Annotated in this window: 1 protein-coding gene; it reads left to right on the forward strand. The window is 67.7% G+C overall.

Annotated features, from left to right (window positions below; all coding sequences use genetic code 11):
* Window positions 1–1,030: 1,030 nt before the first annotated feature.
* Window positions 1,031–1,238, forward strand: a 208-nt coding sequence (locus IMZ11_RS42345) for a hypothetical protein (RefSeq protein WP_228649182.1), incomplete at its 3' end; no start/stop codon positions are given.

Here is a 1,238-nt window from a genome sequence, read left to right on the forward strand (position 1 = left end):
CTACCACCAGGTAGGCCCCGAGACGGGGACCGCCACTTCAAGTTCTACGAGCTACGGGACAACCTCCAGTGAGATCGCGGCAGCGCAGTGAGATCGCGGGGCGGCCCAGCCTCGCACCGCTGTACGCACCGGTCGCTGTGTCGTGGCGCTGCCGGGCAGCCGACCCGATCCGCCGTACGCGCGTGTCGTCCCGCTGGGCGGTCCCACCCCGCCGTACGCGTCCGCCGCTCCGCTACGGCGGGCAGTTGCTCCTGGAACTCTCCGTCACCTTGCCGCCCTCAACTCCTGGAGTTCCACCTCGCCCTCTCCCATTCCTGCAAGCGTCTCCATCGACATCCTCAACGTGAAGCAGGGTGGGAACGGTGGGACTCACGGTCCTGGAACTCCTTGCCCTGCCGCTCTCACGCCTCTGGAGTTCCACCTTCATCTGGCCGTCGGGCGGTTGCCACCCTCTGCCTCGCCCCTGTCCGAGCTGGGGACCGCGAGGCCGCCGCAGGTCCGAGGTTGACACGGTCCGAGGCCGACGCCGCCAGCCCGAGGTTGACACGGTCCGAGGCCGACGCCGCCAGCCCGAGGTTGACACGGTCCGAGGTCGGCATCGGCCCGAGGTCGACGCCGATCCGAGGTTGACTCCGGTCCGTGCTCTCACCCCCAGCCCCGTCCAAAGCCGCGCTCCCGTCCCCCGCTTCCGAGGCACAGGCGCAAGCAAGTCAGGGCATCGGCCCTCGCCGCTCGAGCACTGCCTCGCCACCCGGATCCCGTCACCCGCGCCCCGCCACCCCTATCGCCGTTCGCCTCCCCGGCCCAGATCGCGGGCTGCCCGTGATGCCGCTCGCCACCAACCCGCCTTCCCCTCACCCCGGACGGAGCTCGATCTCCGCCATGATCCACCCTCAATAGAGGTAGGAAATAGGCGGCGATCAATACATTCCGTGGGGGCGGAATCTGTGATTCCAGGAGAATGCGTCCGCTTATTTTCGGAGGCTGTCTGGGCGGTGTTTTTGTCGGTGGCGGTTGTTAGCGTTGCAATGTGAATATCGAACGGCAGCCGATCCCCGACGGCCTGGGCGACATGCCCCCAGGCGCGGGGCTGGCCGCCGTACTGGAGCAGATCGATATCGCCAGGCTGGACGGCTTCGACGCCGTGATCGTGATGCAAGCCTACGCCCGCCTCGAAGCACACGTGCAGGCCCGCAAAGCCGTCGTGATGGCCGAAGTCGGCCTGTATGAGATTTCCG

The sequence above is a fragment of the Microtetraspora sp. AC03309 genome, assembly GCF_020826795.1.
GTDB lineage: Bacteria > Actinomycetota > Actinomycetes > Streptosporangiales > Streptosporangiaceae > Microtetraspora > Microtetraspora glauca.